The following is a 15,449-nucleotide window of genomic DNA, read 5'->3' as shown; positions in this document are numbered from 1 at the left end:
CATTCTAGTAGCCTAAGGGCGATTTACCGACGATCCGTCTCTCGGGACGGACACAGCATCATGTGAGGTGAACGGCGGTGCAAGGCAAAGTGAAGTGGTTCAATGATCAAAAGGGATACGGATTTATTTCTAAGGATGACGGGTCGGGAGATGTGTTCGTTCATTTCTCATCCGTCAAAGGAGATGGTTTTAAAAGTCTGGCTGAAGGGGATGCCGTCGAATTCGAGATTGTGGACTCCGAAAAGGGACCCAAGGCCGCCAACGTTGTCAAAATAGCCTGACGCCTTCTGTCTTTTGTCCGTAAGGAACCCCGGGTGTAAAAACCAGCCGGGGTTTTTTATGTGTTAAAATAAACTCGATTTATGAAATTCGTCTTTCTCCAAAAACTCTTCGGTTCGCAAAACGAACGCACGCTCAAACGGCTGCAGCCCTTTGTCGAGCAGGTAAACGCGCTGGAACCCGCCATCCAGCCGCTTTCGGATGCCGACCTCCGTCAAAAAACCAAGGAATTCCGGGACCGTCTGACCGGGGGAGAAACCTTGGACAACCTGCTTCCCGAAGCCTTTGCCGTGGTCCGGGAAGCGGCCCGGCGCACCATCGGTCTGCGTCACTTCGACGTCCAGATCCTGGGCGGCGTGATTCTTCATCAGGGCAAGATCGCGGAGATGAAAACCGGAGAGGGGAAAACCCTGGTCGCGACGCTTCCCGTATATTTAAACGCCCTGCCGGGCCGCGGAGTCCATGTGGTGACGGTGAACGACTATCTGGCTAAACGCGACCGGCAATGGATGGGACCGGTTTACGAATTTCTCGGGCTGACCGTCGGCTCCGTGCAGCATGACATGCGGCCGGAAGATCACCGCGCCGCGTACGCCTGCGACGTTACCTACGTCACGAACAACGAGATCGGGTTCGACTACCTGCGCGACAACATGGTGATTCGCAACGAAGACCGCGTCCTGCGCTACCTGCCGAAGGCGGTGGAGCGCGACGGCATTTTCCGGCGATTGCCGTTTGCCATCGTCGACGAGGTGGACTCGATCCTCGTGGACGAGGCGCGAACCCCGCTCATCATTTCAGGCCCGGCGGAGGAATCCACGGAAAAGTATGCCATCGTTAACCGCCTGGTCCCGCACCTCAAAGGCCGCTGGGTGACGGAAAAGGAAGAGATCGAAGCGAAATACTCCGGCGAGGACCTGGGCAAAGGGGTCGACTTTACCGTCGATGAAAAAGCCCACAACGTCACGCTCACCGACCAGGGCATCGCGCACTGCGAAAAGCTCCTGGGCACCGGCAGCCTCTATGACGACGTGTCGGGCGAGTGGGTCCACCACATCAACCAGGCGCTGCGCGCCCATCACCTCTACCGCCGCGACGTGGACTACGTCGTCAAAGACGGCGAAGTCATCATCGTCGACGAGTTCACCGGACGCCTGATGCCGGGCCGTCGCTGGTCGGAGGGCCTCCACCAGGCCGTCGAAGCGAAGGAAAGTATCCGCATCGCCGAAGAGAACCAGACGCTAGCGACCATCACCTTTCAGAACTTCTTCCGCCTCTACGAAAAACTCGCCGGGATGACCGGAACCGCCATGACCGAAGCGAGCGAATTCTGGGAAATCTACAAACTCGATGTCGTGGAAGTCCCGACCAACCGGAACAATATCCGCACCGACCATGCGGACGTCATCTACCGCACCGAGCGCGAAAAATACGGCGCGATCATCGAGGAAATCACCCGGCTCTGGAAAGTGGGACAACCCGTTCTGGTGGGAACACGGTCCATTGAAAAATCAGAAAAGATTTCCGCCATGCTCCGGCAAACCGGCGTCCCGCACCAGGTCCTGAACGCCAAATACCATGAAATGGAAGCGCAGATCATCTCGCAGGCCGGCGCCAAAGGCACGGTGACCATCGCGACCAACATGGCCGGCCGCGGAACCGACATCGTCCTGGGAGGCAACCCGCCGAACGCGGCGCAAGGGGACGAGATCCGCCAGCTGGGCGGACTCCATATTCTCGGGACAGAACGCCACGAGTCCCGCCGGATCGACAATCAGCTGCGCGGCCGCACGGGCCGGCAGGGGGATCCGGGATCGTCCCGCTTCTATCTCGCGCTCGATGATGAGCTGATGCGGCTTTTCGGGACCGACCGCCTTTCCGGCGTCATGCAAAAACTCGGCATGCAGGAGGGGGAGGACATCCAGCATCCCTTTCTGACCCGCGCCATTGAAAACGCCCAGCGCAAAGTCGAAGCCATGAACTTCGATATCCGCAAACAGCTGCTCGAATACGACAACGTCATGAACAAGCAGCGCGAAATGATCTACTCGCTGCGCAATCAGGTCCTCGAAGGCGTCGATGTCACCAAGAGCATTCAGGGCATGATGGACGAAAGCCTGGAGGAAAAGCTGACGCAGTGGATCCCGCCCAAGGCGATTCCGGAAACCTGGGATGTGGCCTCACTGCATGCCTGGCTGACACACATCTTCAGTCTTGATGGGGGCCTGGAACCGGGGGAGTGGGCCAAACTGGCACGAATCGAGATCGAAGAAAAGACAGCTGAAATTATCCAGACCGCCCTGCAGAAGCGTGACCAGGAGCTGGGCGGGGATCTCTTCCGGCAACTGCAGCGCATGGTTCTTTTACAGATGATCGACGTGGCCTGGAAAGAACATCTGTATGACCTGGACCAGCTGAAAAAGGGAATCGGGCTGCGGGCCTACGGCCAGAAAGATCCGCTCATCGAATTTCAGCATGAAGCCTTTAGTCTCTTCAGCCAGATGATGGGACGCATCCGGGAACAGACCATCGAATACGTTATGAAAATGCACGTGGCCGCGGCTCCCGACGAACCTGCGGCTCCTGTGCTTGTACCGCGTTCGGTGTTTATCGGGGCGCGTGCGGAAAAACCCGAGTTCGAAGGTCCTTCCTCTGCGGAGCCGACCTCACCGTTGCCGCTCCCTTCCGAAAAGAAAGCGCGGCGAAGCATCCTGGACCGCGAGCCGGCAAACGCGGCGCCACCGGTACCCTCCATGCCTGCAAAAATCGGCCGCAATGACCCCTGCTTCTGCGGAAGCGGGAAAAAATACAAGAAGTGTCACGGCCAATAACGCATCTGGCGGTTGTTCTCCTTTCTTCGCTTCTCTACATTCTTGCTTTTCCGAATTTTAATGGAGCCGGGGTGGCCTGGGTAGCACTGGTTCCTCTCTTACTTTTCACCTTCCGCCTTTCACCTCGTCAGGCGTTCTGGAGCGGATGGCTGACAGGCCTGCTCACGTACAGCGGACTCCTGTACTGGATCCTTGTCACGTTTCGAGCCGCGCATCAGTCGCTTCTGTTGGCGGTGTTCTCTCTCCTCGCCCTGGCCGCGTATTTAGGCGTTTACTGGGGGCTTTGGACATATTTTGCGGCTCGTGCCCGATCCGTCGTGGCTAGAGAACTATGGCCTCTGGCCTGCGCGGCCGCCTGGGTAGCGCTCGAATATGGAAGGACTTATTTCTTGAGCGGCTTCCCCTGGACACTTTTGGGAGACAGCCAGTACCGGACCCTCCCGTTTCTTCAGTTGGTTTCGATCACAGGGGTTTATGGTCTTTCTTTTTTAATCGTCCTGGTGAACGCCACCCTGGTTCTGGTTCTTCACGATTACCGCCAGGGACATGCCTTAAAGATCCGCGTGGCGCTCCTTCCAGCGGTTTTGCTTTGGGCCTGTTTTATCTTTGGAAACCACCGGCTGGCTTCCGCTCCTGCAATCACCAACCCGGCGCCGGGAATCCGCGTGGCGCTGCTTCAGGGCAGCATTGATCAGTACAAGAAGTGGGACAAAGCATACATTCAGGAAATTGAAACGACGTATGAACACCTGGTCCGCGAGGCATCCGATCATCACGCACAGCTTGTGATCTGGCCAGAAACGTCTGTCCCCGGATACCTGCTGCAGGATCCGCCGTTGTTGAACTGGCTGCTACGCGTGGTCAGACAGAGCGGCACCACACACCTCGTCGGCGCGCCGGTGGCTCACGAAGGCCGGTCATACAACTCGGCGTTTATGCTCGATCCAACCGGAGCCTGGGGGGGAGAATATGCCAAACAGCATCTCGTTCCCTTCGGGGAAGTTGTGCCCTTTAAAAATGTTTTGGGCCGCTGGATTTCAGTCCTGAATGAACTGGGAGGCTTCACCGCCGGCCGGATGTCCCCTGTCCTGGCGGCGAACGGCTGCCTCATCGGCGTGAACATCTGCTACGAAGCGCTCTTTCCGAATCTGGTCCGCCGCTCGGTTTGCCAGGGCGCGGAAGTGATCGCCAATCTCACCAACGACGGCTGGTACATGAAAACAGCGGCGCCTTATCAGCACTTTGCGCCCAACGTGCTGCGGGCCGTGGAGAACAGCCGCTGGCTGGTGCGCGCCGACAACACCGGCGTCTCGGCCATTGTGGATCCCTATGGACGGATTCAGGCGGCTTCGCCGATTTTTGAATCCACGATTATCGAAGGAACGGTTCAGCCGCTGCGTTCCTTTACCCTCTACACGCGCTTCGGCGACTGGCTCCCCTGGCTCTGCCTCCTCTTTTGCGGTCTCATTTCGCTTCGTGCTATACTCCGACGATAACGATGAAAATCATTACGGACTCCATACCACTTGATGAACTCGAGAAAATGGCCGCCGACCTCTTTGGCAATATGGTCAAAGCGGTTATTGATGTTGACCGGGAACTGCTGGCGGTTGATGCCGAGCTTCATTCGGATTTAGAAGCGTTGCTCCTGGAAGATGGTTCAAAACAGACGAACCTCTGGGGCATAAACCTCTATCCGGAACTGCAGGGAAATGAATTCATCGAATTCGACTCCATGATCAATATGCGCCCGTCACAAAACAACCGGAGCCGCGGAGTTGAAGACGAGGCCATCCGCAAGCGAATTATCGAAATCACTATTCAGAGAGTCAAACGATGAGCCTTCAGCATCGACAACTCGCGGAGGGACGCTGGTTTAATTTGCCCTTCGTCGAACAAATGGCCAATATCGGCAGTGAAGTGGAGCGCGCATTGACCTGGAAGGCGAAGAACAATTCACCCTACTGTCAGAAAGCATTTGAACGTGCCCTTGAACTGATCGATCTGACCTTGGGAGATTTGAGAAACCGGTCCCGGTTGAAAGAACTCACACGAACCCGCGAAGCTATCGTCGATTATTTCTGGGGAACAAACCAATTTTCGTCGTCAGAATCCTCCTGGAGAAAATATTATTTGAGTTTTACCTATGCGGCACGCAAGAATTACTAATTGCTATACTTCGTCCAATGCCCTTCGACTTCGCTCAGGGCATGGTGAGTGGAGTCCTTCGACAGGCTCAGGGTGCTGAGCGAAAGTCGAAGCACGAAGCGAAATCGAACCCATGAAACAGGAACTGCAAAGCCATCTTCAATCCTTGGTTGAACGCCTGAATAAGGTCAGGGGGTATCTTTGACCTTGACCGGAAAACGCTTCGCCGCCGCGAATTAGAAGCCCTCGCCTCGGAATCGTCCTTCTGGGACGACCCGCAAAAAGCCCAAAGCCAGCTCAAAGAACTCGACCTTCTCAAAGAAGAACTCGCGCGCTTCCAGCATTTGGAGAATCAGCTCCGCGATCTTCAGGAGTTAACCGCCTTATCGAACGAATCCGATGATCCGATCCTCCTTGACCTCCGTAAAACCGCCGATGTCGTGGAGACAACGCTGCGGGCCGTGGAGCGCGAGGCCAAATTCGCCGATCCCAATGACCGTGATGACGCGCTCGTCACCCTGCACGCCGGCGCCGGCGGCACCGAGGCCTGCGACTGGGCGGAGATGCTCACCCGGCTCTACGAGCGCTACGCTGAACGGAAGGGCTTTGCCGTGGAAATCACCGATATCCTTGAGGGGGATCAAGCCGGAATCAAATCGATCACTTTTTTTGTGCGCGGCCTGTTCGCCTATGGATTTCTGAAAGGAGAGACAGGGGTTCATCGCCTAGTCCGCATCTCGCCTTTTGACGCCAACAAGAGGCGCCATACCAGTTTTGCATCCGTGGACGTGCTCCCGGATATTCAGAATGATGTGGTCATTGAAATCAAAGAAGCCGACCTGCGCATCGACACCTACCGGGCCCACGGCGCCGGCGGCCAGCACATCAACAAGACGGACAGCGCCGTGCGTCTGACCCATTTACCGACGGGAGTTGTGGTCGCCTGTCAAAACCAGCGCTCTCAGATCAAAAACCGTGAAAAAGCGATGCAGATCTTGAAGATCCGCCTCTACGAACTGGAACAGGAGAAACAACGCCAAGCCATAGAAAAACGCTACGACGATAAGGGAGACATCGCCTGGGGCAATCAGATCCGTTCCTACGTTTTCATGCCGTACCAGCTCGTCAAAGACCACCGCACCGGTTTCGAGTATCCGCAGGTCGACAAGGTCATGGACGGTGAAATTGACGGCTTCATCGACGCCTACCTGGAACATGAAGCCATGAAAAAAACCAAAACACAAAATTAATTATGGGATCCTGGCGGCCTGACCAATCCAAAGAAGCCCGGCGTTACGTCTGGGGACGCACACGCGGCGAAGACGACCCCACGCGGCGGGATTTTGCCCATCGCCTTCGCGCCTTTCCGGCACTGGCTCGCCTGAAGACGGAGAAGATCGGCTCGGAAATTCATCTGTGGCGCGAAGTGCAGGATCCGTCCGGCAAAAAATACTGGATCTCGTGTCTTCGCTTTATGGATGACGGATGGGGCTACTGGACAGTCCGGTTCCGCACGGATGAGCGGCGTTGGCGTTCCACCGACCTCAACGATCTCCCGCTTCGCCTCGCCTTCGAATCTGCGGTAACGTTCTATAAAGAACATTTCACCGCTTAGCCTTCGATCTAAGGTTCGAAGCCGTGGATAAAGGGCAGGGGAGTGGAGGGTTTCTTCTTCAGCCTGCCAACGTCTTCCTGAACAAGACGAATATCGGTTTCGGCTATATGGAGACGGCCTTCAACCTTCTCGATACGACGGCCCAGATCCTGATGGGCCAGAACGGCATGGCGAAGTTTGACGAAAGCTCGGATAATCGCGATGCTGATTTGTATAGCCGTTTGACTGCGCAAAACCGCAGAAAGCATTGCAACGCCTTCTTCCGTGAACGCAAGGGGCCTGAACCTCAAATGACTTTCTAAGGTCACAGATTGTGACCTTACCGTCGACAAGCCATCGACTTCATGCCAGGTCAGCCGGAACATAAAATCAGGCGGGAAACGTTCCAGGCTTCGACGAACGGCTTGCATGAGCACCTTCGTTTGGACGCCGTAGAGCCGTGCCAAGTCGGGTCCCAGCATGACATGCTGGCCGCGAATTCGGAAAATCCGATTATGAAAATCATCCTGCAATAAACCACCCATGATTTACTCCCTCTCCCTAATTAGAGGGGAAAATGGCGGAAATATTCATCAATAATTCAATTCTCGAGTGGCAATAGCTTAGAATTTCTGAAAGAACAACGTGCATGCAACTTGAAAATGCAAATACTGGCATGACTACTCGGATGACGGGGAAACAAAAAGCTCCTCCAGTTTCAGTTGGCAACGTACTTCTTCTTATAGGTCTTCTTCTCTATGTAATCAGTTTCTTTTCACCCGTATTACCTCAAGAACATTCGCAACCAATAGCATTCCACGTTGCGGGTATTTCATGTGGATTATTAGCATCTTGATAATTCTTTTTTCGCCCTATCGAGGAAGCAACAATACATCCAATATTCGTTGAAGGTGTGCCGGCTTCGCGGCGAGCGACTGCGGTTTCAGCGAGAAGTTCGGCAGGCCACTCGCCAGCCCGACCGCGGTTTTGGAGGGTGGCGATGACGAACTTCGAGCGTTGAAAAACCGCGCCGGAGCGGAGCCGCGAAGGCGGCACACCACCCCTTGATTGACACCCCCCAATCGGACTGATAAGATTACCTCACTATGGCACGCGTACTGGTAGTCGACGATGAACGGGATGTGGTGGAGCTCGTCAAGTTCCTTCTGGAACGGGACGGCCATCAAGTCCTGGAAGCCTTTAACGGCCGCGAAGCGCTGGAACGTGCTTTTGCGGAACATCCCGATTTAATTATTCTCGACATCATGATGCCGGAGATGGACGGCTACACCGTGAACGCCCGGCTCACGGAGAATGAAAGCACCCGGCGCATCCCCGTGATTATTCTTACCGCCAAAGGTCAAATGCGGGACGTTTTCGAGATGGCTTCCAACGTGGCGTTCTATATGGAAAAACCCTTCGATCCGAAGCATCTGCGCGAAAAGATCACAGAAGTCCTCAACAAAGCCGCCAGCGATAAATAAATGGATCCCCATCCCAAAAAACCGGAGGCTCCTTCGGCCTCCGCACCCATTCCTTCCGCTCCTCCGCTGGAGTCTCTCCTGGCTCAGCGCCGGGAAACACTCAAGCGTTTGCGCGAAAACGGGGTCGAACCGTATCCCCATCATTTTGAACGCACCCACACGCTGGTTCAACTCCTGAAGGAGTTCTCCGGCCCGCTGCCGGAACACGGAACGGAACAGACGATCCGCACCGCCGGACGCCTGATGACGCAGCGCGACATGGGCAAATCCTGCTTCGCCCACATCGCCGACGGGCCCGAACGGCTTCAGATTTACGTGAAAAAGGATGCCGTCGGCGAAGCGGCTTATAAGATTTTCCAGAAGGACACCGACATCGGTGATTTTCTGGGCGTGGAAGGACCCATGTTCCGCACTAAAACCGGTGAACTCACTGTGCGCGTGATGGCTTTTGTCCTGCTGGCCAAATCCTTGCGGCCGCTCCCGGAAAAATTTCATGGTTTGAAAGACGTTGAAATCCGGTACCGTGAGCGGGAGATGGATCTGGTCAGCAACCCGGACATTCATAAGCTTTTCGTGAAACGCTCGCAGCTGCTTCGATCCATTCGACAGACGCTGGATCATCAGGGATTCCTGGAAGTGGAGACACCGCTCCTTCAGGCGCAAGCCGGCGGCGCAGCGGCCCGGCCTTTCCAGACATTCCACAACACCCTTCAGATGCCGCTGTTTATGCGCATCGCCTTGGAGCTTCACCTGAAGCGGTTGCTCGTTGGTGGGATCGACCGGGTTTTTGAGATGGGCCGGGTCTTCCGGAACGAAGGTGTGGATACGATGCACAATCCCGAATTTACGCTCCTGGAAGCCTACCAGGCTTACGCGGACTATAACGATATGATGAGCCTGACGGAAAAAATCATTCAGGAGGCCTCCCTCGCGCTCAACGGCACCGATCAGGTGGCCTTGCATGACAAACCGCTTTCACTCAAACCTCCATTTGCCCGGGTGACCTTAACAGAGTTGTTCGAAAAGTATGCCGGAGTGGATGTCATCAAAGCCTGGAAAGAAGGCCATCTTTTAAAAACCGCCTCTGATCTTGGCGTCGACGCTGATCCAAAAACACATGAACACAAGGTTTTTGATCGCATCTTTGATCTCAAGGTTCAACCGCATCTCTGGCAGCCGACGTTTGTCCTGGATTATCCGGTGGAGATCTCCCCGCTGGCCAAGAAACACCGCAACCAACCTGGCCTGGTGGAACGCTTCGAACTGTTTATCGCTCACGGGGAAGTGGCCAACGCCTACTCGGAACTCAACGACCCGGTGGACCAACGGGAACGGATGGAGCGCCAGGCCGCCCTGAAGAAGAAGGGCGACGAAGAAGCCGAAGTGGTTGATGAAGCCTTTTTGACCGCTCTGGAGCACGGCATGCCGCCAGCCGGAGGATTGGGCATCGGCATCGACCGCCTGGCCATGCTGCTCCTCGGACAAACCTCGATCCGTGAAGTTATTTTGTTTCCTCTATTGAGACCGGAACAGGGTCAATAGATTATTCGATTATTTTATGTCCTTTGAATTCTTTCTCGCCACGCGCTTTCTCGCCGGCCAGCGGTTTGGCGTTTTTCGCCTGATCACGACCGCCATCGCCATCGGCGGAACCGCCCTAGGCGTGGCCGCGCTTCTGATCACGCTGGCGGTCATGGACGGATTTCGCACCGACATTCAGGAAAAAATTCTGGGCACCCAGCCGCACATCGTCGCGATGAATCCCTTCGGCGCTTTCGTCTCCTACGACAAGGATCAGCTGGATCATTTCGCGGGCGTTCCCGGCGTGACCGGTGCCTCGCCGTTCATCAGCGCTCAGGCGCTGCTGCAATCCTCCCGTAAAGTGACCGGCATCCTTCTACGCGGCATTTCGTTTGAAGGCGAAGCCCGAGTCACGCGTCTGAACTCGATTCTGGCCCACGGCCAGTGGCAGGGACTCGAGGATCGCGGCATTGTGCTCGGCGAAGAATTGGCCATGGCGATCGGCGCTTCGATTGGAGACCGGGTGACGCTCATTTCGCCTCAGGAGCAAAAAGCCTCCTGGACACAAATGCCCCGTATGCGGCCGTTAACGGTCGTCGGCGTTTTTCACTCCGGGATGTATGAGTACGACGCCAATATGGCTTACGTTTCCCTGGCGACCGCTCAGGATCTGCTCGGCATCAGCCGCCAGATCAGCGGGTACGGGCTTCGGCTGAAGGACGTGGACCAGGCGCCCGCGGTTCAGCGCGCGCTGCAGTCGCAGCTCTCTCAAGAGCTATGGACCCGGTCGTGGCAAGACTTCAACAAACCTCTTTTCTCGGCGATGAAGCTGGAACGGACCATGATGTTCATTATTCTCACGCTGATCATCCTGGTTTCCAGCTTTACGATCATTTCGAATCTGCTTCTGCTCACCATCGAGAAGGCGCGGGAAATCGGCATCCTTCAGGCGCTCGGCGCTTCTCCGCGCCAGATCGCGGGTGTCTTTTTTCTGAACGGGCTGTTTCTCGGAGGAAGCGGCGTCGGCCTGGGGCTGGTGCTGGGCGTCGGCATCAGCGCTGTTCTGAGACGGTATCCGATTATTCGCCTCCCGTCGGAGGTGTACTACATCGACCGTCTGCCGATCCACTTATCGCTTCCCATGGTGGGAAGCGTGGCGGCTTGCGCGCTGACACTGGTTTTGGCGTCCATTTTCTATCCGGCATGGAAAGCGAGCCAGATGGACCCGGTCCAGGCGATTCGTTATGGCTGAGATTTCAACCGCTATTACGCTGTCAGCCCGGGGGCTCCTCAAGCGGTTTCCGCAGGGGGAACGCGACGTCGAGGTCCTGCACGGGATTGATCTCGATTTAAAAGAAGGGGAAATTGTGGCGGTCCTGGGCCCCTCCGGGGCCGGAAAATCAACACTGCTTCATCTCCTGGGCCTCATGGAGCAGCCGACCTCGGGAACACTCTCCATCCTGGGTGAGGAAGTGCATGATCTGGCCGCCAAAGAACGCGCCAGGTTCCGGAATGATTTCATCGGTTTTCTTTTTCAGTTCCATTATTTACTGCCGGAGTTGACGGTGCTTGAGAATGTCTCGCTTCCGTCGCGGATCAAGCGAATTCCGGAAGAACAGGGCCTCGCCAAAGCCACGGTGCTTCTGGATACGCTCGGATTGAAGAACCACCTTTTTAAGAAACCCGCGCAGCTGTCCGGAGGGGAACAGCAGCGCGTGGCGCTGGCCCGATCCCTCATGAATGAACCCGGGCTGATTCTGGCGGATGAACCGACCGGGAATCTGGATAAGGAAACCGGCGAAGAGGTCTTGAAACTCCTCTGGAAAGAGGCCCGGCGCATGAACGCCGCAACCGTTTTAGTGACGCATCAGGAAGATATTGCGCAGCGGGCGGACCGCTGGATTCGATTGCGGGATGGCCGCATCGAATCAGAATCGAAATAATTCATAAGGAAGGTATTCCCGTGAAGATCTATATCAATGGCCAACTCCTCGAAAAAGAACAAGCCGTCGTGTCCGTTTTTGATCACGGACTTCTCTATGGGGATGGTGTTTTCGAAGGGATTCGCGCTTATCATGGCCGCGTCTTCATGCTCAGGGAACACCTGGAACGGCTGTACAACTCCGCGCGCGCCATCCTGCTGGAGATCCCGCTTTCGAAGAAACAGATGGAAGACGCGGTTCTTCAAACCCTAAGAGCTAACAATCTGAAAGACGCGTATATTCGTCTCGTGGTCACACGCGGCGAAGGGGATCTGGGTCTGGATCCGCGGAAGTGCTCGAAACCCACGCTGATCATCATCACAGACAAGATCACCCTTTACCCCGCGGAATTCTACGAGAACGGATTGTCGGTCATTACCTCGTCGGTCCGCCGGAATATTCCGGAAGCCCTGAACCCGACGATCAAGTCGCTGAATTATCTGAACAATATTCTGGCCAAGATAGAGGCGGTGCGCCAGAACGTTCCCGAAGCCATTATGCTCAATCGCGAAGGCCTTGTGGCCGAGTGTACCGGGGACAACATTTTTGTGGTGAAAGGGAACACCCTGATCACCCCGCCGACCTGGACCGGCGCCCTGGAAGGCATTACACGCAACGTGGTGATGGACCTTGCGCGCAGCAAGCTGAAACTTCTTGTGAAGGAAGAGGTGATCACTCCCTATCATGTTTACGTGGGGGATGAGGTTTTTCTAACGGGAACAGCGGCGGAAGTGGTGCCGGTGCGGGAAGTCGACGGCCGCCTCATCGGAGAAGGCAAACCCGGACCAGCCACGCAAAAACTCATGAAAGAGTTCAAGGAACTGACGCGTGTCAGCGGCGTTCCAATTGATGAAACGTAGCGGATATTGCGCAACGCCCGCTGGATCAGCTACGATGAGAACGATAAGCCCTTGTCAGATGGAAATTGATCTGATAGGAATTGTTCGATGAGGATTTTCCATGTCTAACCGCTTTACCGAACGCGCCCAGCGAGTGATCTTAATCGCCCAGGAAGAGGCCAAGCGCCTCAACCATGATTATGTGGGAACGGAACATATCCTCCTGGGGCTGATTGCGTTGGGTGAAGGCGTCGCCGCCCAGGTCCTGGCGAACCTCGGCGTGGATCTGCGCCGCGTGCGCGCTGAAATTGAAAAGATTGTCGGAACCGGCGACAACGTGATGCTGCTGGGCGAAATTCCCTTCACCCCGCGCGCCAAGAAAGTTCTGGAACTGGCCGTGGAAGAAGCCCAGAATATGGGACACAGCCATGTGGGCACCGAGCATTTGTTGCTGGGCCTCATCCGCGAAGAGGAAGGCGTGGCCGCGCAGGTGCTTGAAAATTTAGGCGTGCGTTTGGACATCGTGCGCGAGGAAGTCATCAGCCTTCTAGGCGAAGGACAGCCCGGCCCGGCGCCGGCCGCCCCGGCGCGTTCCTCCGGCTCGAAATCCAAAACGCCGACGCTGGACGAATTCGGGCGCGACCTCACCCAGATGGCCCGGGACAATAAACTGGATCCGGTCATCGGCCGCCTGGATGAGATTGAACGGCTGATTCAGATTCTCTCCCGCCGGACGAAAAACAATCCCGTCCTGATCGGCGATCCGGGCGTGGGGAAAACCGCCATTGTCGAAGGCCTCGCGCAAAAGATCTCCTCCGGCGATATAGCGGAAATGCTGCTGGGCAAGCGCGTGATGACCCTGGACCTGGCCGCTGTGGTGGCCGGCACCAAGTACCGCGGCGAATTCGAACAACGGCTGAAAAACATCATCGAAGAAATCCGGCGCGCCAAAAACTCCATCATCCTTTTTGTCGACGAGCTTCATACCGTGATCGGGGCCGGGGCCGCCGAGGGCGCCATTGATGCCTCCAACATTCTGAAACCCGCGCTGGCGCGCGGAGAGCTCCAGTGCATCGGCGCCACAACCTATGACGAATACCGGAAATACATCGAACACGACGCGGCGCTGGAACGCCGCTTCCAGCCGATTACGGTGGACCCGCCTTCGGTGGAAGACACCGTCAAAATTTTAGGCGGACTGCGGGAGAAATACGAAGCGCACCACAAGGTGAAGTTTACCGACGATGCGCTTCAAGCCGCCGCCGAGCTGGCGGACCGCTACATCTCAGACCGCTACCTGCCCGACAAAGCGATCGATCTCATCGACGAGGCGGGAAGCCGCGCGCGCCTGCAAACCACCGTCCTGCCGCAAAATTTAAAGGACAAGGAAATTGAGATCGGCCAGATCTCCAAGGACAAAGACACCGCCATCTCGTCCCAGGAATATGAGAAGGCGGCGCGCTTGCGGGACAAAGAAAAAGAACTCCGCAAACAACTCGATGATTCCAAGAAAAAGTGGAAGGAAAAACGTGAAAGCACCCAGCCCACGGTATCGTCCGAGGAAATTGCCAACATTGTTTCCAAATGGACCGGCATTCCCGTCAACCGTTTGACGGAAAAGGAATCCGACAAACTGATCCATCTGGAAGACGAACTGCACAAACGGGTCGTGGGCCAGGAAGAAGCCATCAAGTCCTTGTCGCAGGCGGTCCGCCGTTCGCGCACGGGGCTCAAAGATCCCAAGCGCCCAATCGGTTCCTTTATTTTCCTGGGACCCACCGGTGTTGGAAAAACCGAACTGGCCCGCGCGGTATCGGAAGTGCTCTTTGGCGAAGAGGATGCGCTCATCCGCATCGACATGTCCGAGTACATGGAGAAATTTTCCGTGTCCCGGCTGATTGGGGCTCCTCCGGGCTACGTGGGCTACGAGGAAGGCGGCCAACTCACCGAAGCCGTCCGCCGAAAACCCTATTCGGTTGTTTTGCTGGACGAAATCGAAAAAGCGCACCCGGATGTGTTTAACATCCTGCTGCAGGTGCTCGATGACGGACAGCTCACCGACAACCTGGGCCACAAAGTGAATTTCAAGAACACCGTCGTTATCATGACGTCGAATGTCGGCGCGCGCCTGATTTCCAAAGGCAAATCCCTGGGTTTCCTCGTCCAAGAGGACGCCAAACGGGACTACCAATCCATGAAAGAAATCGTTATGGAGGAAGTCAAACGGGCGTTCAATCCGGAATTCCTGAACCGGATTGACGACATCATCTTCTTCCACGCGCTCACCAAGGAAGACATGAAAAAGATCCTGGAACTCATGATTAATCGCGTGAGGGCCAAACTCCAGACCCAGGGTTACACGATGCAGCTCACCGATCAAGCCAAGGAACACCTGCTGGAAAAGGGATTCGATCCGCACTACGGCGCCCGTCCGCTGCAGCGCACCATCCAGCGGCTCATCGAAGACCCGTTGGCCAGCGAGATCCTGGCGAAGCGCTTCAGCGCACCCGCCACGATCTTCACGGATTATGACGCGGAGGATAAACATCTGACGTTCGGCAGTCAGCCGGTACCGAAATCCGTTAAACACTAAGCGTCACCTTTTAGACAGACACCTCGCTCAAGAAAACCCGTGAGTGGGGTGTTTTATATCTTCTCAACCCAAACCCTCACCCCGCCCCTCTCCCTCAGCAGGGAGAGGGGCGATAATCCCGGCAGATAATCTTACTCACCCTCCCCCTGAGGAGGGGGAGGGATGGAGTGAGGGTAAA

General features: G+C 56.0%; 14 protein-coding genes. 13 read left to right on the top strand and 1 reads right to left on the bottom strand.

The window, feature by feature from the left end; translation table 11 throughout:
- Positions 1-77 precede the first annotated feature (77 nt).
- The 7 genes from WC859_01335 to WC859_01305 all read left to right on the top strand — a co-directional run bounded on the left by WC859_01335 (position 78) and on the right by WC859_01305 (position 6,873).
- Entirely contained in the window at positions 78-281 is a 204-nt protein-coding gene (locus WC859_01335; GenBank protein ID MFA5974794.1) for a cold shock domain-containing protein, read from the top strand.
- An 81-nt stretch (positions 282-362) separates the two neighbouring features.
- The gene (gene secA, locus WC859_01330; protein ID MFA5974793.1) at positions 363-3,110 is read left to right on the top strand and encodes a preprotein translocase subunit SecA; all 2,748 of its coding nucleotides are present in this window, start codon (positions 363-365) and stop codon (positions 3,108-3,110) included.
- Positions 3,095-4,606, top strand: coding sequence for an apolipoprotein N-acyltransferase (gene lnt, locus WC859_01325; protein MFA5974792.1), 1,512 nt, complete (start codon positions 3,095-3,097; stop codon positions 4,604-4,606). Before secA ends, lnt begins: the two co-directional genes overlap by 16 nt.
- 2 nt (positions 4,607-4,608) lie before the next feature.
- A complete protein-coding gene (locus tag WC859_01320) occupies positions 4,609-4,950 on the top strand; it encodes a DUF5674 family protein (protein ID MFA5974791.1) in 342 nt (113 codons plus the stop codon).
- The gene (locus WC859_01315) at positions 4,947-5,279 is read left to right on the top strand and encodes a hypothetical protein (GenBank protein ID MFA5974790.1); all 333 of its coding nucleotides are present in this window, start codon (positions 4,947-4,949) and stop codon (positions 5,277-5,279) included. The genes WC859_01320 and WC859_01315 overlap by 4 nt, the downstream gene beginning before the upstream one ends.
- 112 nt (positions 5,280-5,391) lie before the next feature.
- Positions 5,392-6,508 (top strand): peptide chain release factor 2 gene (gene prfB, locus WC859_01310; protein MFA5974789.1). Its coding sequence is split into 2 segments (ribosomal slippage): positions 5,392-5,457 and positions 5,459-6,508, totalling 1,116 coding nucleotides; the frame shifts between segments, so codons are not numbered across the junction.
- 2 nt (positions 6,509-6,510) lie between these two features.
- Positions 6,511-6,873: a hypothetical protein gene (locus WC859_01305; protein ID MFA5974788.1), complete on the top strand. Its 363-nt coding sequence runs from the start codon at positions 6,511-6,513 to the stop codon at positions 6,871-6,873.
- Between the two features lie 8 nt (positions 6,874-6,881).
- On the opposite strand, the gene WC859_01300 is transcribed toward WC859_01305, so the two are convergent.
- Complete coding sequence (locus tag WC859_01300; GenBank protein MFA5974787.1) at positions 6,882-7,397, bottom strand: ORF6N domain-containing protein; 516 nt, start codon at positions 7,395-7,397, stop codon at positions 6,882-6,884.
- A gap of 561 nt (positions 7,398-7,958) precedes the next feature.
- Between WC859_01300 and WC859_01295 the strand changes: the two genes are divergently transcribed.
- From WC859_01295 to WC859_01270, 6 genes are all read left to right on the top strand, one after another.
- Entirely contained in the window at positions 7,959-8,336 is a 378-nt protein-coding gene (locus tag WC859_01295) for a response regulator (GenBank protein MFA5974786.1), read from the top strand.
- Positions 8,337-9,878: a lysine--tRNA ligase gene (gene lysS / locus WC859_01290; GenBank protein MFA5974785.1), complete on the top strand. Its 1,542-nt coding sequence runs from the start codon at positions 8,337-8,339 to the stop codon at positions 9,876-9,878. It begins immediately after the preceding gene.
- A 16-nt stretch (positions 9,879-9,894) separates the two neighbouring features.
- Positions 9,895-11,109: an ABC transporter permease gene (locus tag WC859_01285; GenBank protein MFA5974784.1), complete on the top strand. Its 1,215-nt coding sequence runs from the start codon at positions 9,895-9,897 to the stop codon at positions 11,107-11,109.
- Complete coding sequence (locus WC859_01280) at positions 11,102-11,800, top strand: ABC transporter ATP-binding protein (protein ID MFA5974783.1); 699 nt, start codon at positions 11,102-11,104, stop codon at positions 11,798-11,800. The genes WC859_01285 and WC859_01280 overlap by 8 nt, the downstream gene beginning before the upstream one ends.
- A gap of 14 nt (positions 11,801-11,814) precedes the next feature.
- Positions 11,815-12,699 carry a branched-chain-amino-acid transaminase gene (gene ilvE / locus WC859_01275; protein MFA5974782.1) on the top strand — a complete coding sequence of 295 codons (885 nt, stop codon included), beginning with the start codon at positions 11,815-11,817 and terminating at the stop codon, positions 12,697-12,699.
- 100 nt (positions 12,700-12,799) lie between these two features.
- Positions 12,800-15,271 carry an ATP-dependent Clp protease ATP-binding subunit gene (locus tag WC859_01270; protein ID MFA5974781.1) on the top strand — a complete coding sequence of 824 codons (2,472 nt, stop codon included), beginning with the start codon at positions 12,800-12,802 and terminating at the stop codon, positions 15,269-15,271.
- Positions 15,272-15,449: the final 178 nt, after the last annotated feature.

It is taken from the genome of Elusimicrobiota bacterium (assembly GCA_041660185.1).
Taxonomy (GTDB): Bacteria; Elusimicrobiota; Elusimicrobia; order 2-01-FULL-59-12; family 2-01-FULL-59-12; genus JBAZWU01.
This window is presented reverse-complemented; position numbering and strand designations above follow the sequence as displayed.

Coding starts and splice junctions, on each gene's coding strand:
- secA (MFA5974793.1), top strand. CDS start 363: ATGAAATTCGTCTTTCTCCAAAAACTCTTCGGTTCGCAAAACGAACGC.
- WC859_01320 (MFA5974791.1), top strand. CDS start 4,609: ATGAAAATCATTACGGACTCCATACCACTTGATGAACTCGAGAAAATG.
- WC859_01315 (MFA5974790.1), top strand. CDS start 4,947: ATGAGCCTTCAGCATCGACAACTCGCGGAGGGACGCTGGTTTAATTTG.
- WC859_01305 (MFA5974788.1), top strand. CDS start 6,511: ATGGGATCCTGGCGGCCTGACCAATCCAAAGAAGCCCGGCGTTACGTC.
- WC859_01300 (MFA5974787.1), bottom strand. CDS start 7,397: ATGGGTGGTTTATTGCAGGATGATTTTCATAATCGGATTTTCCGAATT.
- WC859_01295 (MFA5974786.1), top strand. CDS start 7,959: ATGGCACGCGTACTGGTAGTCGACGATGAACGGGATGTGGTGGAGCTC.
- lysS (MFA5974785.1), top strand. CDS start 8,337: ATGGATCCCCATCCCAAAAAACCGGAGGCTCCTTCGGCCTCCGCACCC.
- WC859_01285 (MFA5974784.1), top strand. CDS start 9,895: ATGTCCTTTGAATTCTTTCTCGCCACGCGCTTTCTCGCCGGCCAGCGG.
- WC859_01280 (MFA5974783.1), top strand. CDS start 11,102: ATGGCTGAGATTTCAACCGCTATTACGCTGTCAGCCCGGGGGCTCCTC.
- WC859_01270 (MFA5974781.1), top strand. CDS start 12,800: ATGTCTAACCGCTTTACCGAACGCGCCCAGCGAGTGATCTTAATCGCC.